The sequence below is a fragment of the Sutcliffiella horikoshii genome (genome assembly GCF_020524325.1).
GTDB classification, from domain to species: Bacteria; Bacillota; Bacilli; order Bacillales; family Bacillaceae_I; genus Sutcliffiella_A; species Sutcliffiella_A horikoshii_D.
Genome location: NZ_JAIVKY010000006.1, coordinates 366,906 through 392,406 on the forward strand (window position 1 = coordinate 366,906; position 25,501 = coordinate 392,406).

Consider the following 25,501-nt stretch of genomic DNA (forward strand, 5'->3'; position numbering starts at 1 on the left):
TAATCTACCTTACATTCAATACTTTATCAGTGTACTGAATGGCATCTTCTAGAATAAGATCTTCTCTAATCCCAGAAGCCTCTCCTTCAAAATTTAAGAACAACCGATGACGAAGGACAGGGATGGCAGCATGTTTAATATCCCCTTTGGAAACATGAAAGCGCCCTGAGCAAAATGCTCTTGCTTTTGCAACCTTAATTAAGCTTTGAACTCCACGCGGCCCCACACCGTATCGGACATATTTTTTAACAAGCTCACTAGCATGCTCTTCTTCAGGATGAGTTGCCATGATAAGCTGTACCGTGTAGTCTAACAACTCCTGTGAAACTAGTATTTCCTTTACTGCCAATTGAATCTTTTGCATCTTTTCTGTATCTAAGAGCTTCTGAACATGATAGGATTCCGTGCCTGTTGTCCTTTTTATAATTTCATATAGCTCTTCTTTCTTTGGATAGCCCATGTTAATTTTTAATAGAAAACGGTCCATCTGCGCTTCAGGCAGAGGATACGTTCCTTCCATATCAATTGGGTTCTGTGTAGCCAGCACAAAGAATGGGGAGGAAACCTTTCGCGTTTCGCCCATGATGGTTACCGTCTTTTCTGCCATCGCCTCTAAAAGTGAACTCTGTGTTTTAGGAGTTGCCCGGTTTATTTCATCCGCCAGAACAATATTTGAAAATATAGGACCTTCATGAAACACGAAGGACTGTTTCCCATTTTCATGGATTTCAATCATTTTCGTACCGGTAATATCTGAAGGCATTAAGTCAGGTGTAAACTGGATTCTTGAGAAGTCGAAGCTTAAAACTTCTGATACGGTGCGAATAAGCATCGTTTTTCCCACACCTGGCATCCCTTCAAGCAATGCATGGCCATCTGACACCATCGCCCAAATCAGTTGTTCAATCACTTCCTCCTGTCCAACAATCACCTTTCCAATTTCTTGTTTCACCTCTTGCAATGTATCTTGATAATATTTGAGTTCCTTTTCTTTCTCTTCCAGACTGATCACTTAATCTGCTCCCTTCGGATCCACTTCACTAAAGTATTCTTTGACGACATTTTCTAACCTTGATGGCAATTGCATTCTATCAAGTGATTCCCTGTAGGACTTTTCATAGGAAGAGAATACCTCTCCATACGGTCTTGCTTCCCCTCTTAAGGTCGGAGAATCTGGAGCATCTTCGTATTGGGATTGTCCTTCCCCTGTTGGACCGCCATCCGTTTCATTTTGGATATCGCTTTGGATGTTGGAGGGAACGGTAAAGGTTTGTTCACCTACACCAACACCAGCCCCAAGGCCGCCACCTGCTGGACCTTGGCCTTGGCCTTGGCTGCCTCCTCCTGCACCTTGACCTTGACCTTGGCCTTGTCCCTGGCCTTGTCCCTGGCCTTGTCCCTGACCTTGTCCTTGTCCCTGACCTTGTCCTTGTCCCTGGCCTTGTCCTTGTCCCTGACCTTGCCCTTGACTCTGTCCTTGGCCTGGATTTTGGTTTTGCGCGGTTTGATTTGAAGTAGGATTGTTAGAATTGGATAAAGTCAGCTTAGAAGGATTCAAACCTGCTTGCGACATTTTCCCGTGTTGATTAGAAGCTGCTGTTTGAAGAGCATTTTGTAATGCTTCCATATCTGACAGTGCCGAAATGTCCTGCAACAGTTCTTCTAGTTGTTCTAACAATGCTTCTAATTCCTCCTCAGACATTTCATCCATATCCATATTTGTTTGACCCAAAAGACTTTCCGAAAGTTCCGACAACTCTTCTTTCTCTTTATCAGATAAGGAACCGATATTTTTCTTCATTTCATTTAGAAGTTTTTCAAGTTCCTCATTTTTTTTATTTAAAGCAAGGTTCGCTATGGAGTTATCTGGTTGATCTTTTGCTAGTTCTTTTAAGCTCTCTTCCTTCTCTTGAAGCTCTTTCATCTTTTCAGCTAAGTTATTTTCTTTTTCCATTAGTTCTTTCAGGAGCTCATCTGCATCTTTTTCATTTTTAAGTTCTTTAAGCTCATCTAACTCTTCCTTAATGCCTTCATTATCTTTCAAATCCTCGGTATCTTTTTTTACCTTTTCAAGTGTTTCCTCTACAATTTCACGTTCCGCCTCTACCGCCTGTGCCTCCTGCATTTTGGTATTTGGAAACAAAATCAATAATGTGATAGCGCAGGCGGTTAAGAAGGTCATTAATAATATTTTTGGTTGAAAATGTTTTAATTTCGCTTCTTTAATGTCATTTTCTTTTCGCTTGAGATGGCTGTAAGCCTCTTTTCGCTGTAATTGTGCGACCAAGGAATTATCGTTGACGTAATCGAGAGACGTAGTTAATCTATCCTCTTCCAGAAATCCATCTGAATATTTTGCTGCATCCCATGTCGAAGGTCTATTTCTCCAATAGAGTATGAATACCGCTAAACAGACGATTCCTCCTACCCAAAGAGCTTTTTCCATTAAATACGGAGTCACCACAATTCTAGCAACAATGAGCACACTCAAAAAGCTGACGCAAAATGCCAAGATGGCAAATTGCGCCTGTTTAGAAATGCGTTGAAACCGGAGCTTTCTTCTCACGGAAATGAGAAACCTGACTATTTGATCGTTTTCCTTCATAGGTCATCTACCCTTTTCGTGATCTCATATTTGGGCGTAACTTTTTAATACTAAGTAAAATCAAGATAATAGAAATGATGAGATAGGAAATGATTAACCCCACACCAAGGTGCATATCTATTCCTGTCACATTCTTCAATTCCATTGCTGCACCAGGCTCAAACAGTGCAAGCATTACACCAAAGGGATTAAACATCGCAATAAAGTATGGGATTGGGTTTGCCTGTGGTCCAGTTGCCCCATATTGCGTAAAGCTAATTGTGAACATCGTAATAATTGCTGTCCCAGCGGCAAGGAAAAAGGCAACACCGTACGTACACACCATCGCTACAATCGTTTTACGGATAAGAGTGGAGAAGAAAACACCGATACTTCCCAAAGTAGCCATTGATAGCAAATATACTCCGAATGTCAATAGCAGCAGCTTTGGTGAAATCCCACCAAATAAAAATACGATGCTATATAACGGCAAGCTTGATATTACAATTAATAATAAAAATGACAGGGATGACACCAACTTGCTAACAATAATACTTGTTGAAGATTGCTGTGTTGTTAAAAGAATATTTAATGTCTGTTTTTCCCGCTCACTGCTGATAATCCCTGCGGTCAATCCAGGAGTCATAAAGAAAATTAGAGCAAGCTGGACAAAGGCTAAGATCATGAACATGTTCTTACTATTTTCTGCTCGGAACATACCCATCGTATTAAACCTAGTCTCCATATAGATATAGAATAAGGCAATTAAGCCTAAAACTCCTAGATAGAATAGTATTCCCAAGAAGCTTTTGAAACTCCTGAAGCGTAACTTGAACTCTTTATTTAACATGGGGTTGATTAGTTGAGCTTTCATTATTCCACACCCTTTGTAATTTCTAAGAAGATATCTTCTAGGTTAGATTCTTCTTGGCTTAACGATAGAATCATCACACCGGAATCTAATGCTTTTTTAAGCAATTCAACTTGTTCTTCGTCCGTACCTTCAAATGAGAAGGACAAGAGATTGGCGCGTTGTTCGCTTAGCTGAATGTTTGAAACACTAGGTATATCCTCGAAAAATTTAATGGCTTTATCAATATCTTTAAGTATAAGTACTTTCAATACTTTATTGGCTTGTAACTGTTGGTGGATTTCTTCTACTCTTCCTGTAGCAACAAGCTTACCACCGTTGATTACGCCAATTTCATCACACATTTCCGCAAGTTCTGGCAGGATATGAGAAGAAATCATGATGGTTTTGCCCATACTTTTCAATTCCCTCAATATTTCCCTCATTTCAATTCTAGCCCTTGGATCCAACCCCGATGCTGGTTCATCCAAAATTAATACTTCTGGGTCATGTATTAATGCTCTTGCTAGACAAAGACGCTGCTTCATCCCCCTTGATAATACATCTACGTAAGCATCTCTCTTATCTGTCAGATTTACAAGCTCTAGAAGCTGAGGAATCAGCTTCTTCCTTTCTTCCAAGGGAATGCCATAACTTGCTCCATAAAAGTCCAGATATTCATCTGTTTTAAACTGATCATAAACTCCAAAGAAGTCAGGCATATATCCAATATACTTCCTAACCATTTTGGGATATTTGGTAACATCATATCCGTTTACAAAAGCAGTTCCGGATGTAGGTGCAAGAAGGGTAGAAAGTATGGAAAACGTTGTAGATTTCCCTGCTCCATTATGTCCTACAAAACCAAATACTGTTCCTTTTTCTACCTTTAAATTTAATGAATCCAACGCTGTAAATTTTCCATATTTTTTCGTAAGATTAATGGTCTCTATCATTCTTTTACCGCTCCCTCTACCTGTACGCCCGGTACTTGAATATCTGTGTCATAATTATTTGGTATCGTTACACGAACTGTTATGCTTCCCTGTTCATTGAAATAATCAGAAAGTTTTCCCTCTAACGTGACAGATGATTTATTTTCAAGCAGTTCCGCTTCGCCTGTCTTCTGGTTAACTATAAAATACTCTACACTTCCGTTTCTTGTACGCAGTTTTAGTTTTACTTCCTTTAATTCATCTTTTGTCATATCCACCATATCCGGAAGATTGTAGCTAAAGTCATAAGTCCCCCCACCGAGGTAGACATATGGCTCTCCGAAATCCAGTCCGTTATGGTGAACCATGCCTGTTTCACCTTCTGTCACTGCTAGTTTAGGAGATAAATGTTCTTCTGTAAAACTGAAGCTTCCTCCACCTGAGTGAGTGATGGTAACTGGTAACACAACAAGATGAGATGCATTCGATTTTCCGGACTTCCCATCTACTTTTGTCCCCATAATCCCTTCTGTAACATAACCAACTAGAATAGGTTGAGAGGCTATAGAGAAGATATCTTTTCTATTTACGAGTAAATCCAGCATTTGAAACTTTTTATAGTCTTCCAGTTCATCTTTTTCAATTTGATTTGCTCCAGGTCCCTGATTATAATAACTTTGGAAATTCGGGAATGCCTTAGTAGCAGATGAGCTGCTTGGTGCAGTCAAAGCATTTGCTATGTTGCCCCCAGATACCTCATATTCCACATTTACAGATTCCCCTGCTTTAATATCTCCAAGAGCTTTAGAGTCGCGTCCTGATAGCAGAAAAGCGTCCTTTAACTCATATTGCATCTGATTGGATATTGTCCCCTGTACTTTACCGTCTTTTATAGAAAGGGCATGCTCCATTTTCCCGAGTGGCAAGGCATTTACGTTACCAATACTTGTACGAGTTGACCAATACTCTACATTATTGTATGTGATCTCTGTTCCTTTAGATAAAGAACTGACATATGCATAGTTCTTCATCAATTCAAAATTGTCGTTATATCCGTATGTCATTGGGAAAAGAGTAGTATCTTCCCCTGTCTCCATTTTATAATCTCCGCCACTATTGGTAAGGATGCTGGCTACTCCATAACCGCTGGCAGTTTGTGTATCATTGTCCAAGAGGAGAATGCTGGCTTCATTTACTTGTGTTCCTGATATTCTGTCTTTCGCGCCAATTCCGAATACAGCAATACTTGTCAAGATGGCTACAGTTGGAATGATCCACCACGCTTGTTCTCGTTTGTCCGTTCTCTTCAAAATAATATACAATACTGGAATTACTAAAATTAAATATACTGCAAAGGCTCCTATTAAAAGTGGAACCGAAACGATAGATCCCGGAAACGCTTCACCAATTGGGCTTAATTGGTGAGATAGTTCCTCCATAACAGGCACCTTATAATAATTCGGGCTCTTTGAAGTAACTTTTTGAAGCACACTACTCCACCACGTGTTTATTTCACTCCACTCTCCAAAAAGAGGGGAAGCCAAGTTACTTGTGATTTGGGTCACTGTTCCCGTGCCTGCATTCATCATAAGTGCGATGGGCGTATCTCCATCCTTTGTCAAAACAGTGGCATCCTCTATTAATTGATTACCAGTGAATACAGGAAGATCTGGAAAATTACTTTCCTTATTCAATTTTAAAAGGGATGTTTCATTCGTCGGGTCTAGTAGCTGAAATTCATGCAATTCTCCTAAATCTTGACTTAATCCTACCTTTGTATCAAACATCAAAGAACCACCGTTATTTACCCAGTCTTTAATAGCCTGTTGCTGCTGAGATGTAAGTGTGGCCAATGGAAAATCATGAACTAAAAGAATATCAAACATTTCCAGTCCATATGATTCCGTGGGGATGTTATCACCACCGATGTTTAACAATTCCATACTTTCATTTTGATATTTTACTAATTTCAAGAAGTTCACTGCATCATGATTATTGCTTAGTACTCCTAGTACAACTCTGTTATCCCCAATATATCTTGGTTGAGCATTTGCATTGCCCTTTAGCTTTACTTCTTTTCCTTTTTCTACTCCACCTTCATAAAAACTGACAAAGTCATTACGAGTCCCGGAGTAGTTATAGGACATATGATCAGAAGTCCCTTTTACTGCTAGTTCCAACGTTTTGGAACCTCCTGCTTCTATCTCGACCGGAATGACATAACTTCCGGCCATATTATATGTAGGGCTAGAAAATACGACGATATCACCTTTAATTGCATCACCTTTGTTCACCAATTCAATTTTTATCGGATGCCCCTTGCCCATTTGAACTTTATTATCAACACCAAATTCCACCTTCACTTCCAAGTTTGTTTCCGCACTCGACAGTGACGGGTATACAAATAAACCGATAACCATCAATAACAAACATTTTTTTACTAACAACCATGCTTTCACTTTTTTTCCCCCTAAATGTGACAATCTCTCTTTATATTTTTAAATAACTATATCTAAGACGTAACACTTTAGGAAAAAGTTTCAAATTCATATAAAAAATAAAAAAGAAGGGTATTTCCCCCTTCTTTTAGTCCATTACTCCCGTTCGCAATATTTCCACATTAATATTCACTTTAAACTCCGCGTTCTGGTACAGCTTTTTCCATTCTTCTTTGCTGAAAGAGTCATACCCCACTTTTGCCCGATAATAATTGCCAAAGCCAATAGGGTCAGCACCCATCTCCTTACATTTTTCCAATACCTCCATTAATTGTTTTTCCATGTCCTGTCCAATAACTTTTTCTATTCTTTTAATGGCTTCAGGATTACCAAGATCATAGTTTTCTGATATCTCTTGCATGCGTGTTTTCACATCGACTTCAATTGAGTATGACGGTATGTCTTTGTCCTCTAAAGTAATATCAGTAGTACTTCGGAGGTGATCTAGGGAAACAAATACACTTTCCGCTTGTTTATTGTTGCTAGTAAGAATATATTCTTGTAATTGTTCTTTAGGCAGGGTGATCTCCGTACTGCCCGCTTCAAATGGGTCAAGCAGCAGCTTTACAAAGAAAAAGTCTTTACTTACTAATTCACCGACAACTTTATCTTCTTGAAATAAGGATACTCCTTCTATAACAATGGTATCTTCTTTAAAGTTTACTAAAGGTAAAATTGGATCACGTCCCTCACTGTAATAGCTCTGCATAAATTCATGCAAGGTCGGTGAAAGCAGCGAATCCCCTTCTACGTTTTGGGTAATCAAATCATAAAGGAAAGTCCCCGCATTTGTTACATCTTCTGATTCCTGAGAGAGTTGCAGTAACTCATGTGCTTGTGGTCTGCTTACTGCAAGATAGGACATGGTTCCTACTTCCGCATCTCTGGATAAGGTATCAATAATGGAAATTATTCCACCCTTTGCTAACTCTTCTCCATATATTGCTACTCTCAGTTGTCCGGATACTAATCTTCTACTCGAAGCAAGATTCTCCTTTTGACGGACTCCTTTGCTTGTATGCGCTAAAGAGGTAACCATTTTCGTATTATTTGGGTGCAAAGGATCGAATTCATAATAGATGATAGACCCTTTCAACATCCCACCTTCATAATCATATCCAACGGCAGTCACTAAACCGAGTTCTTCAAGTGGTTTTTGAGCGACACAGCCACTTAAGATGATAAATAAACAAATCCATATTCGCATGTTCATATTTGTTGACCCCTGCCTTTCATTTTGTTCCGGAAGAATACTACAATAGCAAGTGCAAGGGGATATAGGAAGATAGTATAAAAACCAAACAACCCTACAATATCAACAAACTCATTGATTTGGATGCGTTTTTGAAAAAAGCAAGAACAGATAAAGACAAATACACTACATATAATAACGTAGCTTTTTTGTCTTCCATTAAATAATCTCTTCAATCCTTTTGAAGCTGCCCACAGCATAAAAAGAGTATTAGGAAGAATGATAACAAGCCATAAGGATACAGCAAGAAATTCAAATCTCTCTAGATTCGGAAATTGGACGATCTTAAACATCGATAATGTTGCCCAAATTGTTTTTTCAAGTTGTTCACCACTATAATAACCAAGCGCTACAAAAGTTACTGAAAAAATCAACAAAAATGTAAAGAACACTCCTAATTGTGCGTATCTATGCACTCTTTCCTTATCACGAATATACGGATAAACGAACAACAAAATCTCCAACCCTAAAACCGTGAAAGATGTCTTGTACGCCCCCATCAGCATTTCTTTTGGAGATGCTTCCATAAACGGTAAAAAATTTGTCCATTCCATATATCTCAAAGGAACTACAAGCATAAAAATAAGCCAAATTGTTAAAAAGAACCCTAAAAAACTGACCCCAACGATTGTTTTTATCCCTCCATATACGCCATATATGGATATTAATAGTAACAGTAAAACAATCGCCCATGTCTTTAAATCTGGAAAAATCCAAGCTTGGACAATTTCCGTATAACCTAAGAGAATGGACATAAGGCCAGCTAATAAATAGAGAACCATTATAAAATTTAAACCATTCCCAACCCACTTTCCAAAAAGCAGCTGATGAATTTGAAATAAATCCTTCGTTTCAAATGACTTGAGAATATAACACATTGCATAGACTACAACAGCCATTCCCAAATAGCTTATAATGATAGAAATCCAGGCATCCTGACCAGCCTCAAGAAAGATTATTCGTTGTACACCAGCAATCCCTACGCCATTTTGACTTGTATGAACAATAAAGAACACCAAGTATGCAGACAATACAACAGAATTTTTCTTCACAGTACTTTTCATTTCTTCACCTTATTCATCTATGTCTTGAGATTTATGATGACGAATGGAAAAAAATCCTCTCTTATCCGGATTATTTCTGATCAAATGGATGGGCATACGAAAAACAGTATTAATTGCATGCTCTTTATTAAAGGGATATATCGGTTTAAGATACGGTACTCCAATGCTTGTCAAACGAATTAAGTGAATTAATAAAAAGCACAAACCAAAACTTATACCAATTCCTCCCCATATTCCCGCTAGTATCAAGATTGGAAACCTTATTACCCTAACGGCAGTTCCCATTAAATAACTTGGAGCTGTAAAGGAGCCAAGAGCACTCAATGCTACGACAATGATGAGTATGTTGCTCGTGAATCCTGCTTCTACTGCTGCCTGTCCTAACACAATCCCTCCTACAATACCCATTGTTTGTCCCACTTTAGTTGGCAGTCTTGCACCTGCTTCTCTAAGTAATTCAATCATAACTTCCAATAATAAAGCTTCAAAAATAGGAGTGAAGGGTACTTTTGATCTTGATTCCCCAAGTGAGACCAATAAAGTAGAAGGAATCATTTCATAATGATACGTTATGATAGCAACATATGCTGGAGTCAAAAGAACAGAAAGAAACATAGTTAAATAACGTAAAAATCTAATAAAACTTCCCATATTCCAACGCATATAAACATCTTCTGTTGATTCAAAGAAATTAAAAAGTGAAGCAGGTCCAAGCAAAACCATAGGACTTCTGTCTACAAAAATTGCCACCATTCCTCTTTCCACACTGTAAGTCACCCTATCTGGCAATTCTGTTTGAACATATTGTGGGAAAATGGAGTAGCTGTTGTCTTCAATTAATTGAGCAAGCACTGAGGTATCTAGGATATCATCCACTTGTAATGAATTTACTTTGTCCCTAATCGATTGAACTATTTCCTCATCTGCCATCCCCTTTAAGTAAACTAATCTTATTTCTGTTTCGTTCTTTTTCCCCACCGACATTTTTTCGGTACAAAGGTCTTCCGAAACTATATTTTGCCTAATAATACTTATATTTGTACTAAGAGATTCGGTAAAGGAAATTTTCGGGCCGAAAACCAATGATTCAGTTTCCGCTTTTTCTAAGCTTCGTTCCACTTTTTTCCCTATGTTTATTAATAAACCTCTATCAGCCATAGGATAGAATAAAAAAACATAACCCTCTAACAATTTTATGGTCACTTCATCTAATTTACCTGTCAACGAGGATAGTGTAGTTGGTAATTGAGAAATCAATTCATCAAAATTCACATTGCAGTCCTCAGTTTTATCTATTATGGTTGGTAATATTGTTTGATTTAGCACATTAAAATCAACAAGGTTTTTCAAATAAACAAAAAGTATAGAAGAATCATTTCTTTTCATCTCATAGAAATACAAATCTGGACTATCATGAAAGGTCTTTTTAAAGTGTTCTTGAAGTTCACATATATCATATGTTGCCAGATTTTTTCTTTCCATTTTAACCGCCCTTCCATTTTACTCCCATATAATTGTATGCTTACCAAAATAAAAGATTTTATGAAATTGTATGGACATAAAAAATAAGCCTGACCTATAACGGAAGGCTTACGTGATTTCGTGGTTGTTTATTTCTAATGTCAATACTTCGACGACTCGCTTAATAAATGCATTATAATTAAATTCCATCGCAATTCGATGAACGGGATATTCAGCCAATTGAACGAAATCACGAAGATCACCAATTGTTTGCCCAAATGCTGCCCCTTTAGATGTCACAACCTTGACCGGTTTAATCTCATACATAATTTCGTTTTCATTAAAAACCCCCCATAATGTGACAACATCATGTAATGGAGCTCCAGGGATAGCGGGTATCTGTGATTTATAGAATTGCCAATAGTAGTCCATCATCGGTTTTATAATTAATCCAAGTTGATTGTTTTTACTCTTATTTATTCGATTGATTTCATTCACCATTTCTGATGTCAAAATAGCTTTTTGAGTGACGTTGAGGGGGAAAATGGTCAAATTCTTAGCATAATTGATGACAATGTTGGCTGCATATGGGTCACCAAATATATTTGCTTCCGCTACAGGAGTGACATTCCCGGGAAAATTAAATGCTCCTCCCATCACATATATCTCACTTACTTTTGCCACTGTTTCAGGATAAAGGATAAAGGAAGTAGCTAAGGACGTAAGTCTCCCCACACAGACCATTGTTAGTTCACCATCATATTTTTCGATAATATCATAAATCTGGTGAAAGTTTTCAAAAATATTGTCTTCGGACTCAAAATCCTCAGGTAAAACATAGCCACCAAATCCTTCGGGACCATGAACTTCAGGGTAATATATTGGCGGTTCGCCTGTCATGGATCTTTCAGCCCCTCCGATAAGGGGGATATCATATCTTCCAGTATTCCTTTGTAAATATCTAGCATTACGGATAGCTGTACTTTTGTCTACATTTCCATATTCAGCTACAACTCCCACAATCTCCACATGTTTTTCATAATAGGCATAAATGATCGCCATTATATCATCAATCCCAAAGTCGGCAAACAATAATACTTTTTTTTTCAAGAGTATCCCTCCTATATGTAGGGAAAAACTAATATTTTTCCAGAATTAAGACAAACCAAGACAAACATACAGGCACAAGGGACTAGGAACGAATAGTCTACTAGTGATTAATTAGGATAGGAGGAAGAAAATATGTCTCAATTTTACAATCAGTGTCGTCGTTACCAAGGACAAATGGTCACTGTAAGATGTCGTGACGGTTCATCACATCGTGGACGAATCGTAAGAGTATCTCCAAGCCATGTATACATTCAACCAACGGGCGGAAATAGATTCAATGGATATGGCATGGGATTATGGGGTGGATATTACGGAGGATATGGATACAATCCGGTAGCAGTTCCTCTTGCATTCGTAACAGGTGTCGTTTTAGGCGGTCTATTATTCTGGTAAAAATATTATTATAATGGATTTTCCCAAAAAATCTGTTCACCCTCGTTCACAATTGTGTTAGATTTTTCTGTACTCCACTATGATATAGTATAGTAGTACAGTTTATGTGAACGAGGTGTATTTTATGAAAAAATTGGCATTTACTGTTTCTTGTATGTTGGTTTTTTCCGTAGGTTGTTCCAATACAGAAACACAAAATAACGCTGCACAACATAGTGAAGAACAACATCATCATAATGAAAAACCATCATTTTTCCAAGGAGATTTAAGGGAAGAAACAGCTTCTGTGGAAGTTCTGCCTTCTTTTCTGAAGGACAAGCCTGAAGATATGCAACTTATCTATTCTGCTGCAGCACAGCATAAGGAATTACTTGAATATATTCCGTGTTATTGTGGGTGTGGCACTTCTGCAGGACATAAAAGCAGTTATAATTGCTTTGTGTATGAAAATAATGAAAATGGTTCACTTACATGGGATGACCATGGTACAAGATGCGGAGTATGCTTAGAGATTGCTGCTACTTCCGTAATGGAGTATAGCAAAGGAAAGAGTGTTAAAGAAATTAGGGATATGATTGACGAGGCCTATAAAGAAGGTTTTTCAACACCTACTCCAACACCAGAACCAGAGAACGGATAATATAAAAAGGTTACGGAAATGTCGACATTTCCGTAACCTTTTTTTCTATTCAGCATAATACATTAAAGCCATAGCACCTGGCCCTGTATGTGTCGAAATTACAGGGGTAGTATAAGCTATTTGGATATTTTCAAACCCTGAAGCTTCATAAAGAGCCTCTTTTAAAGCTTGTGCTTGTTTTAATGATCCGGCATGAGCAATTCCTACACCTTTTACCACTTTACCTGCAATATCTTCCTTGAATTGCTTGGTGAAAAACTTAATTACTTGTGACTGGCTTCTTACTTTCGTAACCGGCGTGTAGACCCCGTCTGCCAAGGAAGCGATTGGTTTGATATTCAACAATGAACCAATCAGTGCTTTACCTCTTCCTATTCGGCCACCCTTCACTAAATTGTCTAATGTATCTACCATTATGAATAGATCTGTATTGGACCGAACCTCATCTAGCTTGTTCATAATTTCCTGCAGGTCCTTACCTTCTTTGGCCATTTTTGCTGCAGCCACCACCTGGAAAGATAAGGCAAAAGAAATGAATCTTGAATCCACTACTGTAACATCACTTTCGCTAATACCAGCAGCACTTTCAGCTGAACCAACAGTCCCACTCATGCCTCCTGTCATATGAATGGATAGAATTTTGCTTCCATCTTCCCCTAACCGGTTGTACACATCTACAAAAGTACCCACAGCTGGTTGGGAACTTTTCGGAAGTTCAGTAGAATGTTTCATTTTATCCATAAATTCATCAGGTTTAATTCCAAATCGGTCTATGTATGATTCCCCGTCAATCGTAATGGATAACGGAACAATTTCTATGTTTAGTTCTTCAATGATGGACTGATCAATATCAACGGTCGAATCTGTCACTATCTTTACATTTGTCATTAAATTCACTTCCCCAATTATATCCTTTTTACTATTATACCTTCCCACAGGGCTTGTTCAAACTTAAACAAAAAAAATACAGGGTGTTGGCCCTGTATTAATATTATCATATTAACGTATGTTTAAGCATTATTTTTTAATATATCTGTTTTGACAACTTTACAATAATCAGGCCATTTCAACACTGTTCGTAAGTAATCCTTGAAGGAATAAATTTCCTTTGGTTCCTTTTCAGAAAGGATTGTTTTTATAAATCTTTCCAATCTGACTCGAACCATAAAATGATATGTGCTATCGTCCTCCAATACTGGAATTTCAATGACTTTTACCTTCTGTCCCTCATTAATCGTGAACTCTAGGCTTTTCCATAGCAAAATATCAATCCTCTTTTTTCACCCGTTTATGATTATTATACCCTAAATATTGAAATAAGTCTCAACTTTCATTAGACAAAATAGAACAAATTTAGATAGGCACTACACATTCAGGCCCATTGTTTTTTGGAGAGTTAACAACAGTGGAAACTTCATAAGCTCGCATATGATCGACCTCAAATGGTTGCAACATAGCGCTTATCTCACTCCTAGTGAGCTCTTGCCTAGAAAGCCAAATTTTTTCATGTTCTTCTTTTAATATCACAGGCATTCTATCATGGACACCTTCGACAAGTTTATTTGGCTTTGTGGTTACTAATGTACAGCTCACGATTTCTTCATCCTTAGTAACCCATCGGTCCCATAGTCCAGCAAATGCGAAAGGCTGATCATTAGTTTGTGTGAACCTTATGGGTTTCTTTTCACCGTTGTGCTTTTTCCATTCATAGAACCCATCTGCTGGTATGATACATCTTTTTCTATCTAACAACTTTTTAAAACTTACTTTTTCATGTAGTGTTTCTGCACGGGCATTAATCATTTTGTACCCAATTTTTTTGTCTTTAGCAAAACTCGGCACCAACCCCCAGTGAAGATAGCCTGCTCTGTTTTTGAATTCCCCTTGTACTATAGCCAATATGGGCTGACCTGGAGCAATATTGTAGCTTATTTGATATGCAAGGTTGTTTGCATTTTCAAGAAAAAAGCGTTCTTCTAATTTATGTAGTTCTGTTGTTAAGGAAAATCTGCCACACATTATTCGAACACTTCCTTTAAATTGGTGTTTTCATTTTACAAGAAAAACCACTACTTTTGTAGTGGCTTCAGTTAATTGTCATCCCTGTTTGATTTTCTCTTGAATTTCTATGCCTAACTGATTGCCGTCGACTTTTTCGTCTTGTGGCAGATAAATAGGATCGTGTACCGTTACTTTGACTTTAGCAGGTCGGAAACCGAATTTGCTTTCTTCCATTATTTTATAGGATCCTGAAATCGTGATAGGAACAACGGGTACTTTGCTGTCTGTTGCCAGACGTAAACCACCTTTTTTGAATTCCCCCATTTCGTCCCCTTTGCTTCTCGTTCCTTCAGGAAAAATGACCAATGAATGTCCCTTTTTCAAAGTCGCAATTCCATCTTTTATAGACTGGACTGCTTTTCTTCTATCCTTACGATCGATGAACACACAGTTCATTGCTTCCATCCATCTTGGTATGAGCGGAATCTTTTTTACTTCCACCTTGGAAATGAAACCAAGTGGCTTTTCTAAAAAGCCAATTAAAATGGGCACATCAAAGTTTCCTTGATGGTTACTGACAAAAAGTACAGGCCCCTGAGGAATTTTCTCTTGGCCAATAACCTCTACTTTTGAACCAGTAAGTTTCACCAAAGTCTTTGCCCAGTGTTTGGGCTTTTGATGCATTAGAATATCTTTTTCTTCCACTGTCATCGGAGTGTCTATTTTTTGGACTTTTTTAATTGTCGGCAAACTGTAAATTAAATAGCCGAAAAAATAAGCAAACCACCATATCGTACGTAACATTTCCTTCTCTCCCTAAAACCACATCTATTTGTCTGATTAACCTATTCTCTTATACTTTTTAAAGTAATAATCATAAGGATTTTTTTTATCCTTTATACCTTTTTCGGTAGAGATCAATTCCCAATCATGCTCATTTACTTCTGGAAAATACGTGTCTCCTTCAAATTCTTCATCTATATATGTTAAATATAATAAGTCTGCGATAGGGAGTGCTTCCTTAAAAATATGCGCTCCGCCTATAATAAAGAGCTCTTCATCGTCTTTATTCAAACGCTGAACTTCCTCTAAAGAATGAAACGTTTCACAACCATCTGCATGAAACTCTTGCCTGGATAAAATGATATTCCTTCTATTTGGCAATGGTTTTCCGATGGACTCATACGTCTTCCTCCCCATCACAATGGTGCTGCCCATGGTGATCTTTTTAAAGTAAGCTAAATCTGCTGGAATTCTCCATGGAAGATCATTGTCTTTACCTATTAAATTGTTTCTATCTGTAGCTACAATAATGGATATCATACACTGACGACCCCTTTAATATGAGGGTGTGCTTCATAATCCACAAGTGTAAAATCTTCATATTTGAAATCAAAAATAGATGTTACTTCTTTGTTTAATTTCATTTTCGGTAGTTTTTTTGGTTCACGCTCTAATTGTAAATTAACTTGTTCAATATGGTTGGAATAAATATGTGCATCACCTAGAGTATGAATGAATTCACCTGGCTCTAAGTCACATACTTGCGCGACCATCATGGTGAGTAACGCATAGGAAGCAATATTAAAAGGAACGCCTAGGAATACATCTGCCGACCTTTGATATAATTGACAAGATAATTTACCGTTAGCTACGTAAAATTGAAACATGGTGTGACAAGGCGGTAATGCCATAGAGTCGACATTCGCCACATTCCAAGCAGAGACGATCAGTCTTCTTGAATCTGGGTTATGTTTAATTTGTTCAATCAGGTTGGCTATTTGATCGATGCTCTCTCCATCTGGTGTTGGCCATGACCTCCATTGATATCCATATACCGGGCCTAGGTCTCCGTTTTCATCTGCCCATTCATTCCAGATTCTTACGCCATTTTCTTGCAAATATTTTATATTTGTATCTCCTTTTAAGAACCACAGTAATTCATGAATAATTGATTTCAAGTGTAGTTTTTTGGTTGTTACCAATGGAAACCCTTCTTGGAGATCAAATCTCATTTGATAGCCAAAAGTGCTAATTGTTCCCGTGCCTGTCCGGTCTTCTTTCTCAGTGCCGTTATGTAATATATGTTTGCATAAATCCAGATATTGTTTCATTCTCTCTTCACCTCTTGGACTGTCTTTATTCTTAGTACATTCTATCATAAAATACGAATTTACTACTAAGGCAAAAAGAAAAAACATTCCTAGGAATGCTTTTCTAATAAGTGTTGGATATAAGGTTTCTGGTTACCGGAAGTTTTTCCATGTTTTGAAAAAATAAAAATGTGTGTGGTGCTCGTTTAGCCAATTCGAATCTAGACACATCATTTAAATAGTACATGGCAAACGTCTCTGCGAAATATTCTTCTGGGAATGTGTGAAAATAGTTTCTATTTGGAAATAAGGAAGAAACCTCACTTTTCCAAGCTTTAATAAAAGTCTCGTTATAACGAACATTACCTAAGACATAATGGTCAATAGAATGTGCAAGTTCATGAAGTTCTAAATTTACAGAACCATGCCCCATCCCGTTTTTGCTGTGACCGATTTTCGCCAGTACAAGCTTAGAACCTCCAATTCCTGGAACATCTTCCCAGTTAGAGCCCTTTTCACTATATCCCCTAGGCTTTAGCCCATGCAAATGTTCAAATCCTTCCACCTCGGTAAGTTTCCCATTAAAAAGATACAAATGAACATTTTGTTGCACCAATACTTCTAGTATGTGGGACGGTATATGGGAAATATGATGGATCATAATTGCCGCTTCTTCTTCAGAAAAATTACCTGGAGGAAGATAGATAAGTTGATTTAAAGATTCTCGGTTAGTTATATCACTAAGGTGGGTATCCATTTCAGAAGATCTATACTGTTGAAGCGAGATAGCGTCCAAGCTGGCATAGGCTTTCCAATATATTGGGATTATTGTTATGGTAATCAATAGTACTATAGCAAATAAACGTTTCTTCATCTTTGTTCACCTTCACTAGTTGTCCTGTTCTTGTTGAGTGTTAATTTATCAGAAAATTCAATTCTATTATACTAGTATTATAACATCTGAGGCTTTAATTGGAATGACATTTTTGTAATCTCTTCTTAATATGTGTGATTAATTTTTTCCATCTTACTTAACAAAAAAGCACTTATCTTCGGGTAAAGTCTTCATCATGGCGATGAGGACTTCTCTTCTCCTTCTTTCTCGTCACTCAGGTCTTCATACCCGCGATGAGGACTTCTCTTCTCCTTTTTTCTCGTCACTCAGGTCTTCATAACGGTGATGAAGACTTCTCTTCTCCTTTTTTACCGTCACCCGAGTCTTCATAACAGCGATGAAGACTTTTGTACTCCTTATTCACCGTCACTGAGGTCTTAATTACGATGATGAAGACTTCATGGAGACTATCTACCCTACAATTATTTAATAATTTCTTAAACAACAAGAAAAAAGAGCAATTCTGTAACAGAACCACTCTTTTCACGAGTTCGCTTATACGATTACTTCTTCTTCGCTTAATTCAGCTTCTTCAATGTCTCTGGATCTGTGGGCAATCCGACTTGCTGCCGCTGCTGCAAGAGCACAAACTATGTCATCCATAAAGGTATGAACTTCTTCCCCTTCGTGTTCGTCCAATCTCTTGATGATTCCAAATTTCTCTTTATCGAGAAAGCCAAAGTTTGTCAATCCAATGGAACCATACACGTTTACAATCGATAAAGGGATGATTTCGTCTATCCCATATAAGGGTTCGTCTGTTTCAACCAGATATTGAAGAGGATCTGGAAGCAGTTTTTTTTCTGCTAGAATATCAAGAGACAGCCCTGTTAAAACTGCATGAACTATTTCCCTTTTCTCCAAGACCTTCTCGACGTTATGTACACAATCTTCGAGAGTGACATTACTTATATACTTTTTTTGAAGAAGAAGAACGATTTCGGCGATATCCTGTATAGTGACGCCTCTGTCTTCTAACATCTTTTTTGTTGTTTCTCTCATCTCTTTTAACGTGTATTTTCTCATTTGGCCCCCCTCTTTCTCTTTAGCTCAACCATTTAGGTGGTGTGTTCTTCGCCCAGAAAATAGATCCTAAAGCATGGTGCCCATTAAAATCATCATGATAGGTATGATAATGAAAGTTAAAATAATACCCATCAAGTGGCGGACGATCCTTCCTTACATGAAAACGAATGAGGTCTTTTCCTGTTATTGCATGATAAATGTGAAAGATCTTTTCGCTATCTCCGCCTGTCGGGTTTTCAGAAATAGTTAAATTACTGAGTTCCTCTTCAGGATGCTCTTCTGCAAGATCTTGCAACACTTGTTCCATTTTCGGGAAAATAACATCTTTAAATTCATCTTGTATTTTAGGTCCAATTCTTGAGCCGAATTTTGCAAAGCTTTGTAGTTCAGCCTGTTCGGTTGCTAAAGACAGGAATGAATCCTTGGACATCCCTTGTTCAAAGGGTTCTATAAATTCATTTGAAAAATCTTTGTTTGTTACATCGCCAAACGACGAATCATCCTTTTGATCGTCTATCGTCAAATAGGCAGGTGGTGATACTGTACCGAACGTGAGCGCTGTAATTAATACGACTAACGATTTCTTGAGCCATTTCGGCATGACAGTCTTCCTTTCCATCTGTTAAACCCCATTCTATTATTTTCTCTATTATTATGTAAAACTAGTATATCACAAAAGTAAGAAAATTTTATCAATTATATGTTAACTTTTCATTTCGCACCTTGCACGTCTTTCATCCAGTTGTTGTTTGTTACGGAATCAGTAATAATCGCTTGAAATTAGTAAAAATGATTTACAAAATGATTCATTTATTTGTGTTTTTTTGTTAATATTAATGAATAGTACATATTGGAGGTTAATATCATGGCAGATATTGCGATTTTGGTATCAAGCTTTGTTACTTTAGGTGCATTAATTTATTTATGTTTTGCTGACTGATGTGATGAAAATAAAAACTCGTGTTGAGATTATGCTCAACACGAGTTTTTTTATATAATAACTAACTAACATTCTATATAGCCAAAATGGAACTTTGCTGTTTTTCGTTTCATGACGGTAAATCCATATTGAGCAAACTTTTCGCTTTGCCAGTGATCTTTTAATACAACTCTCTTTTTGGCAACCCTCATCGCTTCTACAAGTGTCTGTTTATTAAATGCTTCTTTTACTGCTATGTTTCTAAGGGGAGCTATCCCATTAGATTCTTGAATCTCTATATCAAACATAGGGTCAAAGTACACAACATCAAAGCTATCATCTTGCAGGGCTGATAGAAAATCTTGATGCATGGCCTGTAATACTTCGATGCGTCTCATTGCGTCGTTTACCATACTATTTTCTGATTCCCATGCTGAGAGCCCTTTTTTCACAAGATAAGCTAGAACCTCATTTCCCTCAATGCCCCAAACTTTTCCCTTTTCCCCTGTTGCCAAGCTTGCCATGATACTGTCAGATGCGAGCCCAAGTGTGCAATCAAGAAAACTCATTCCTTCTACTAAAGCTGTTGCTTCTAAAAATGGCTCTGTTTCTCCTTGCAGCCATCTTTTAACTCGAAAGCCGGCGGTATTTGGATGAAAGAAAACAGGTTCTGTAGCATTCTCCCCATACCATTCATAACGGTCTTTCCCTATTACTAAGACATCTTGATTATATTCTTTTGATAAAGAAAGAATTGATTTTTTATTTCTTTGTATGTACATACACCCAAGGTCTTGTGCAATTTGCTTTGCAGTTTGAATCATTTCTTCATTAGTTCTCCCCGCGGTGGTTACAATCATAATTTTCTCCTTTATAAAAGGATGTGCGTAGTTTCATACCTACACACATCCTTGCCAATTAACAGTATTGATGAAAAGCTCCTTGAAGGTTGGTCATGATGTTTTCCATTGTGTTGGATTCAATATCATGGCGATGGATGAAGTGTACGACTTCGTTCCCTTTTAATAGCGCCATGGAAGGGGAAGATGGCGGGATATCACCGAATATTTCCCTCATCTTAGAAGTAGCTTCTTTATCTTGGCCAGCGAAAACCGTTACAAGATGATCTGGTGTTTTGTCGGCTTGGATAATGCTTTGAGTCGCTGCTGGGCGCGCCAATCCTGCTGCACAACCGCAAACGGAGTTCACTACTACTAGTGTTGTTCCTTCTACCTTATTGAAGTATTCCTCGACTTCATCGCTTGTTGTTAGTTCTTGAAATCCTGCTCTTGTTAGTTCATCTCTCATCGGTTTTACTATTTGTTTCATATATTCTTCATATGCCATCGACATGTTAATTTCCTCCTTTTATGACTCGTACACCGCAGTTGATTTCCGCAAATGGCTTCGCTTTCCTAGGGGCGCTGGTGGAGCCTCCTCACTTCGTTGCGGGGTCTCCACCTAGCGCTATCTCCCTCAGGAGTCTTCACCTTTTGCTCCAATCAACCGCTATGGTACAAAAATTACTTAGTTATTTCTTTCGGTCATTTGTTTCCAGACAGAGCCTTTTGCTTCTTCTCCGCCTTCTATGCGTTGGATGGCCATTTTTACTTGCATGCTTACTTCAAATTCTGGGTCGTTATCTGCTTCTCGGAGTGCAGGAAGCGCAGATTCGTCACCAACTTCGTATAGGAACATGGCAGCTCTCCAACGAACTAATTTGTTTTTATCTTTCAATGCTTCTATCATAGCTGGCATCGCTGCTTTATCACCAAGGTCTGACATACAGTCTCCAGCTGTTCTTCTAACTGTAACAGATTTATCTTTCAATGCTTTGGACAAGTATGGTAAAATGTCTGATTCTTCAAGCATTCCAAAATAAACCGTTGCCAACCTGCGTATAGATCCTTTTTCATCTTCTAATGCCTTAGCCAGAACAGGAATATCCTCTGGCTTTGGATCCATTTGATCAAGAGCAGCAAAGCGTTTAGACCAATCAGGGTCATCTAGCATATCAGCTGTCACTTTATAACGTTCTTTCGATTTTATTGTATTCGATTTATCCTTATTATCTTCTTGATTTAACATTTTTTCTAAACGTTCGTCTGTAAATGTGGCAGAAAGCTCTTCCACTATCTCTACCCCAACAGCCTCCAAATCACCATAGCGGACACCATGTTCCTTCCATTCACGTTCAAGCACCACATTATCTTGCTTTTCTTGTACGGAAAGAATTGCTTTCATGAACCTTTCGGGTAACCCAACACGCTTTTCCTGATCGCCGTCCGTTAGTTTCACTTGCATAGGAATTCCTTGGAACATTTGAACAAAGACTTTCACTTCTCCAAAACCTTCTAGTGACCTTTGATCTTCTGTGTCTTGATTTTCTTCCGTTTCTCCAAAAGCAGCCCTTACTTCTGAAAGAATACCTTTCCAATCAAAGCGGGCATTTCTTTCTACGGCCAGGAAATCCGCTACGTGATAAACCCCTTTTACACCTTCTATTCCCAGTATGTCCTGGATGATTTCAGGTGCCTGATCGCTGTTGTCCTTTGTATAATTGTTTCTTGAACCTGCCGGCAATTCCTCACTAAGTATAACTTTCATGGTATTAGGACTTGGAGTTGGTTCAATAGATTGTATATTCAAGAAAAAACACCCCTTCATTACTTATGATTGCTCTTTAATTTTTTCTACTTTTTCAGATAGTTCTTCCCATCTGTTCATTGCCTCTTCCAACAATTGGTTGTTTTGGTCTTGTTCTGAAAGCCACTTGCTGACCTTTTCATAGTCGCTTCCTGCATTTGCAATCTTTGTCTCGATGGTTTCAAGCTTTTCCTCAAGCTCCATAATTCGTTCTTCTATCGTCTCCCAGTCTTTTTGCTCCTGGTAAGTCAATTTCAAGGTTTTATGCTTTTGTCGTGATGCAGTCTGTGTTTCTTTTCTTGCTTGCTCTATCTGTTTTTGCTCTTTACGCTTTAGTTGTTGATCTTGAACATAGTCTGAGTATTCGCCAAAAATCCTTTTTACATTTCCGTCACCTTCAAGGATAAACAGTTCATCTACGACTTTATCTAAAAAATATCGATCATGGGAAACTGTTATTACAACACCAGGGAATTCTTCCAAATATCCTTCTAAAATGGTCAATGTCTCCGTATCCAAATCATTTGTCGGTTCATCAAGGAGCAATACATTTGGCTGGGACATGAGTATTCTTAATAAGTATAACCTTTTTCTTTCTCCCCCTGAAAGCTTGCGTATCGGAGTACCGTGGGAATGCGGAGGAAAAAGAAAGCGCTCGAGTAACTGTGAAGCACTGATGTGTTGCCCGTCTTCGCCTTTAATTACTTCAGCTTCCTCTTTAATATATTCTATCATTCTTTGGTCAAGATTCATTTCCTGCTGCTCTTGGGTGTAGTAACCAAGTTTAACCGTCAATCCTACATCCACTTTCCCTTGGTCAGGTGAAATTTTTTGAGCAAAGATATTTAAGAGAGTAGACTTCCCAACTCCATTTGGTCCGACAATCCCCACTCTATCTTTCTGCTTAATCAATAAGCTAACATTTTTTAAAATTACCTTGCTTCCAAATTGAAGTGAAACATCTTCTATTTCCATGACTTTTTTTCCAAGTCTCGCAGAGCCAGTTAGAAGTTCTAATTCACCTGCAGACGTTGAAGAGGAAACTTTCTCATCCAAATCCTCAAAACGCTTAATTCTTGCTTTTTGTTTTGTTGTTCTGGCTTTAGCTCCTTTTCGCATCCATTCTAACTCTTGACGGTAAAGGCTTTTCTGTTTTGCTTCCACTTTTAGCTCTTCTTCCTGCCTGATTGCTTTTGCTTCCAAGTAATCTCCATAATTTCCCGAATAAGTATAAATGGATCCGTTATGCAATTCAAATATTTTATTTGTTACCTTATCAAGAAAATAGCGGTCATGCGTTACAAGTAGTACCGCTCCTTGGTATTTACCAAGATAGTCTTCGAGCCATTCAATAGCCTCAAAATCAAGATGGTTGGTAGGCTCATCTAAAATAAGTAGATCAGCTGCTTCCACTAATGTTTGAGATAAGGCGACACGTTTTTTCTGACCGCCCGAGAGGTTAGATATTTGTTGGTTGGGATCCGTAATGCCAAGTTTATTGAGTATGGCCTTAGCATTTGAGCTTGCATCCCATGCTTGAAGTTGGTCCATTTGTGATTGCAGTTTAGCAAGTTGATCCTGAAGTGTTTCATTTAGAGGGTCAGCTTGGATTTGCAATAAGCACTTTTCATATTGTCTAATAACATTGTTTGTATTAGACTCTTTGCTAAAAATTTGTTCCATCACGGAAAAAGACTCATTCAATTCGGGCTGTTGAGACAGAAATCCAATTGTATAGTCATTAGAAGTAGTGATGGTTCCTGCATCAGGTGTTTCTTGTCCAGCAATGATCTTTAATAAGGTTGATTTCCCGGTACCATTTACACCTATAAGACCGACTCTTTCTTTTTCTTGTATACTGAAAGAAGCATTACCGAGCAGGACTTTTTCCACATATGTTTTTGATAAATCTTCCCCAATCAACATTTTCATCTTGTTATATCTCATTCCATTCTTTCATAAATTGATCTACAAATTTCGTCATGAATTCATGACGTTCTAACGCTATCTTTTTCGCTTCTTCCGTTTGAAGTGTATCTTTTAATAGAAACAACTTTTCATGGAAGTGATTAATAGCGGTAGATTTTTCACCACGATACTGCTCATAGGTCATATTTGTTCTGGCCTCTATTCGTGGATCATACATCGCCTGTCCTTTTGCTCCTGAGTACATGAAAGTACGAGCAGCCCCGATAGCACCTAATGCATCCAGTCTGTCCGCATCTTGGACAATTTTCCCCTCAAGCGATTCTAGGACTATCCCATTGCCACCTTTGAATCCAATGTTTTCTATTGTATAAAGAATTTCATCTATATGTAATTTGGTTAATGGCAGTTCAGACAAGAGTGCGGCTATTTCTTCTTTGGCCTTGTCCTTGTTTGCAGTTATTTTGTCATCTAGTACATCATGCAAAAGTGCTATAATTTCCACCATTAAAAGGTTGGCTTTTTCTTCTTGGCCAATATGTAAGGCAAGTCTTCTGACTCTTTGGATATGAAACCAGTCATGTCCTGTACTGTCGTTGTTGAAAATACTCTCTACGTATTCTTCTACTTTATGTATCACTAAATGTAACTCCCTTTTTGATTTGATTCCTCTTCATTTTAACATGTTAAAGTCAATATCTATACCATTTCGCAATGGATGTCATGTCTTAAGTGTAACATATGGGTTATTACTTTCATAAAATGGGCTGAGTCTTCATTTTTATTTTAGTTATTGGTTGTACACCGCTGTTGATTTCCGCAAATGGCTTCGCTTTCCGCGGGACGGTGCTTGAGCCTCCTCACTTCGTTGCGGGGTCTCAATCTACCGTTACTCCCCCGCTGGAGTCTTTGCCATTTGCTCCAATCTACAGCTAGAAATTATTGGAGCTAAATGTTAATACTTCATCAGTTAACTCTTATAAAATGCTTTTTTCTAAACCTCTCAACAAATGAGATCACTTTGTTGATTGGAGTGGAAGGCGCGTAGACGCCCGCGGGAGGAAGGGACAGGTGAGACCCCACAGGCGCAAGCCGAGTTATCATGAACGAAACTAGCTCCTTACTCGTAAAATCGTAGGTTAATTTGGTTAGAATGTTTACTGAAAAAAACAAACCAAATCAGAGCTACATTACGGAAGGAGCTAGTT

Annotated in this window: 25 protein-coding genes; 2 read left to right on the plus strand and 23 right to left on the minus strand. The window is 38.0% G+C overall.

Annotation, left to right across the window (positions count from 1 at the left end; genetic code table 11):
* Window positions 1–4: 4 nt before the first annotated feature.
* The 9 genes from LC091_RS08875 to LC091_RS08915 all read right to left on the minus strand — a co-directional run bounded on the left by LC091_RS08875 (window position 5) and on the right by LC091_RS08915 (window position 11,754).
* The gene (locus LC091_RS08875) at window positions 5–1,012 is read right to left on the minus strand and encodes an AAA family ATPase (RefSeq protein WP_226681659.1); all 1,008 of its coding nucleotides are present in this window, start codon (window positions 1,010–1,012) and stop codon (window positions 5–7) included.
* On the minus strand, window positions 1,013–2,566 hold the full coding sequence (locus LC091_RS08880) for an AAA family ATPase (protein ID WP_226681660.1): 1,554 nt from the start codon (window positions 2,564–2,566) through the stop codon (window positions 1,013–1,015).
* Window positions 2,567–2,612: 46 nt separating this feature from the next.
* Window positions 2,613–3,458 carry an ABC transporter permease gene (locus tag LC091_RS08885; protein ID WP_226681661.1) on the minus strand — a complete coding sequence of 282 codons (846 nt, stop codon included), beginning with the start codon at window positions 3,456–3,458 and terminating at the stop codon, window positions 2,613–2,615.
* Window positions 3,458–4,390 carry an ABC transporter ATP-binding protein gene (locus tag LC091_RS08890; RefSeq protein WP_226681662.1) on the minus strand — a complete coding sequence of 311 codons (933 nt, stop codon included), beginning with the start codon at window positions 4,388–4,390 and terminating at the stop codon, window positions 3,458–3,460. Before LC091_RS08890 ends, LC091_RS08885 begins: the two co-directional genes overlap by 1 nt.
* Window positions 4,387–6,828, minus strand: a complete 2,442-nt coding sequence (locus tag LC091_RS08895) for a hypothetical protein (protein ID WP_226681663.1) — start codon at window positions 6,826–6,828, stop codon at window positions 4,387–4,389. The genes LC091_RS08890 and LC091_RS08895 overlap by 4 nt, the downstream gene beginning before the upstream one ends.
* A gap of 127 nt (window positions 6,829–6,955) precedes the next feature.
* A complete protein-coding gene (locus LC091_RS08900; RefSeq protein ID WP_226681664.1) occupies window positions 6,956–8,080 on the minus strand; it encodes a Ger(x)C family spore germination protein in 1,125 nt (374 codons plus the stop codon).
* The gene (locus tag LC091_RS08905) at window positions 8,077–9,183 is read right to left on the minus strand and encodes a GerAB/ArcD/ProY family transporter (protein WP_226681665.1); all 1,107 of its coding nucleotides are present in this window, start codon (window positions 9,181–9,183) and stop codon (window positions 8,077–8,079) included. The genes LC091_RS08900 and LC091_RS08905 overlap by 4 nt, the downstream gene beginning before the upstream one ends.
* A 9-nt stretch (window positions 9,184–9,192) precedes the next feature.
* Window positions 9,193–10,665, minus strand: coding sequence for a spore germination protein (locus LC091_RS08910; protein ID WP_226681666.1), 1,473 nt, complete (start codon window positions 10,663–10,665; stop codon window positions 9,193–9,195).
* A 108-nt stretch (window positions 10,666–10,773) separates the two neighbouring features.
* On the minus strand, window positions 10,774–11,754 hold the full coding sequence (locus tag LC091_RS08915) for a nucleoside hydrolase (protein ID WP_226681667.1): 981 nt from the start codon (window positions 11,752–11,754) through the stop codon (window positions 10,774–10,776).
* A 132-nt stretch (window positions 11,755–11,886) separates the two neighbouring features.
* Between LC091_RS08915 and LC091_RS08920 the strand changes: the two genes are divergently transcribed.
* Both LC091_RS08920 and LC091_RS08925 read left to right on the plus strand, forming a co-directional pair.
* Window positions 11,887–12,147: a hypothetical protein gene (locus LC091_RS08920; protein WP_226681668.1), complete on the plus strand. Its 261-nt coding sequence runs from the start codon at window positions 11,887–11,889 to the stop codon at window positions 12,145–12,147.
* Between the two features lie 124 nt (window positions 12,148–12,271).
* On the plus strand, window positions 12,272–12,787 hold the full coding sequence (locus tag LC091_RS08925; RefSeq protein WP_226681669.1) for a PCYCGC domain-containing protein: 516 nt from the start codon (window positions 12,272–12,274) through the stop codon (window positions 12,785–12,787).
* A 45-nt stretch (window positions 12,788–12,832) separates the two neighbouring features.
* Here LC091_RS08925 and LC091_RS08930 read toward each other — a convergent pair whose 3' ends face one another.
* The 14 genes from LC091_RS08930 to LC091_RS08995 all read right to left on the minus strand — a co-directional run bounded on the left by LC091_RS08930 (window position 12,833) and on the right by LC091_RS08995 (window position 24,933).
* Window positions 12,833–13,675 (minus strand): DegV family protein, encoded by an 843-nt coding sequence (locus tag LC091_RS08930; RefSeq protein WP_226681670.1) that lies wholly within the window; start codon window positions 13,673–13,675, stop codon window positions 12,833–12,835.
* A 122-nt stretch (window positions 13,676–13,797) separates the two neighbouring features.
* The gene (locus LC091_RS08935) at window positions 13,798–14,049 is read right to left on the minus strand and encodes a DUF2535 family protein (RefSeq protein ID WP_226681671.1); all 252 of its coding nucleotides are present in this window, start codon (window positions 14,047–14,049) and stop codon (window positions 13,798–13,800) included.
* Between the two features lie 91 nt (window positions 14,050–14,140).
* The gene (locus tag LC091_RS08940) at window positions 14,141–14,806 is read right to left on the minus strand and encodes an SOS response-associated peptidase (RefSeq protein WP_226681672.1); all 666 of its coding nucleotides are present in this window, start codon (window positions 14,804–14,806) and stop codon (window positions 14,141–14,143) included.
* Window positions 14,807–14,884: 78 nt separating this feature from the next.
* On the minus strand, window positions 14,885–15,592 hold the full coding sequence (locus LC091_RS08945; protein WP_226681673.1) for a lysophospholipid acyltransferase family protein: 708 nt from the start codon (window positions 15,590–15,592) through the stop codon (window positions 14,885–14,887).
* Window positions 15,593–15,628: 36 nt separating this feature from the next.
* Window positions 15,629–16,111 (minus strand): dihydrofolate reductase, encoded by a 483-nt coding sequence (locus LC091_RS08950; RefSeq protein ID WP_226681674.1) that lies wholly within the window; start codon window positions 16,109–16,111, stop codon window positions 15,629–15,631.
* Complete coding sequence (locus LC091_RS08955) at window positions 16,108–16,902, minus strand: thymidylate synthase (protein WP_226681675.1); 795 nt, start codon at window positions 16,900–16,902, stop codon at window positions 16,108–16,110. Before LC091_RS08955 ends, LC091_RS08950 begins: the two co-directional genes overlap by 4 nt.
* A gap of 103 nt (window positions 16,903–17,005) precedes the next feature.
* A complete protein-coding gene (locus tag LC091_RS08960) occupies window positions 17,006–17,755 on the minus strand; it encodes an anthrax toxin lethal factor-related metalloendopeptidase (RefSeq protein WP_226681676.1) in 750 nt (249 codons plus the stop codon).
* A 516-nt stretch (window positions 17,756–18,271) separates the two neighbouring features.
* Window positions 18,272–18,802, minus strand: a complete 531-nt coding sequence (locus LC091_RS08965) for a phosphatidylglycerophosphatase A family protein (RefSeq protein ID WP_223489464.1) — start codon at window positions 18,800–18,802, stop codon at window positions 18,272–18,274.
* A 19-nt stretch (window positions 18,803–18,821) separates the two neighbouring features.
* A complete protein-coding gene (locus LC091_RS08970) occupies window positions 18,822–19,403 on the minus strand; it encodes a YpjP family protein (protein ID WP_226681699.1) in 582 nt (193 codons plus the stop codon).
* 404 nt (window positions 19,404–19,807) lie between these two features.
* The gene (locus LC091_RS08975; RefSeq protein ID WP_226681677.1) at window positions 19,808–20,581 is read right to left on the minus strand and encodes a class I SAM-dependent methyltransferase; all 774 of its coding nucleotides are present in this window, start codon (window positions 20,579–20,581) and stop codon (window positions 19,808–19,810) included.
* 58 nt (window positions 20,582–20,639) lie between these two features.
* Complete coding sequence (locus LC091_RS08980; protein ID WP_226681678.1) at window positions 20,640–21,074, minus strand: BrxA/BrxB family bacilliredoxin; 435 nt, start codon at window positions 21,072–21,074, stop codon at window positions 20,640–20,642.
* 174 nt (window positions 21,075–21,248) lie between these two features.
* Complete coding sequence (locus LC091_RS08985) at window positions 21,249–22,370, minus strand: conserved virulence factor C family protein (protein WP_226681679.1); 1,122 nt, start codon at window positions 22,368–22,370, stop codon at window positions 21,249–21,251.
* A 21-nt stretch (window positions 22,371–22,391) separates the two neighbouring features.
* Window positions 22,392–24,299, minus strand: coding sequence for an ABC-F family ATP-binding cassette domain-containing protein (locus LC091_RS08990; protein ID WP_226681680.1), 1,908 nt, complete (start codon window positions 24,297–24,299; stop codon window positions 22,392–22,394).
* A 4-nt stretch (window positions 24,300–24,303) separates the two neighbouring features.
* Window positions 24,304–24,933: an HD domain-containing protein gene (locus LC091_RS08995; RefSeq protein WP_226681681.1), complete on the minus strand. Its 630-nt coding sequence runs from the start codon at window positions 24,931–24,933 to the stop codon at window positions 24,304–24,306.
* Window positions 24,934–25,501: the final 568 nt, after the last annotated feature.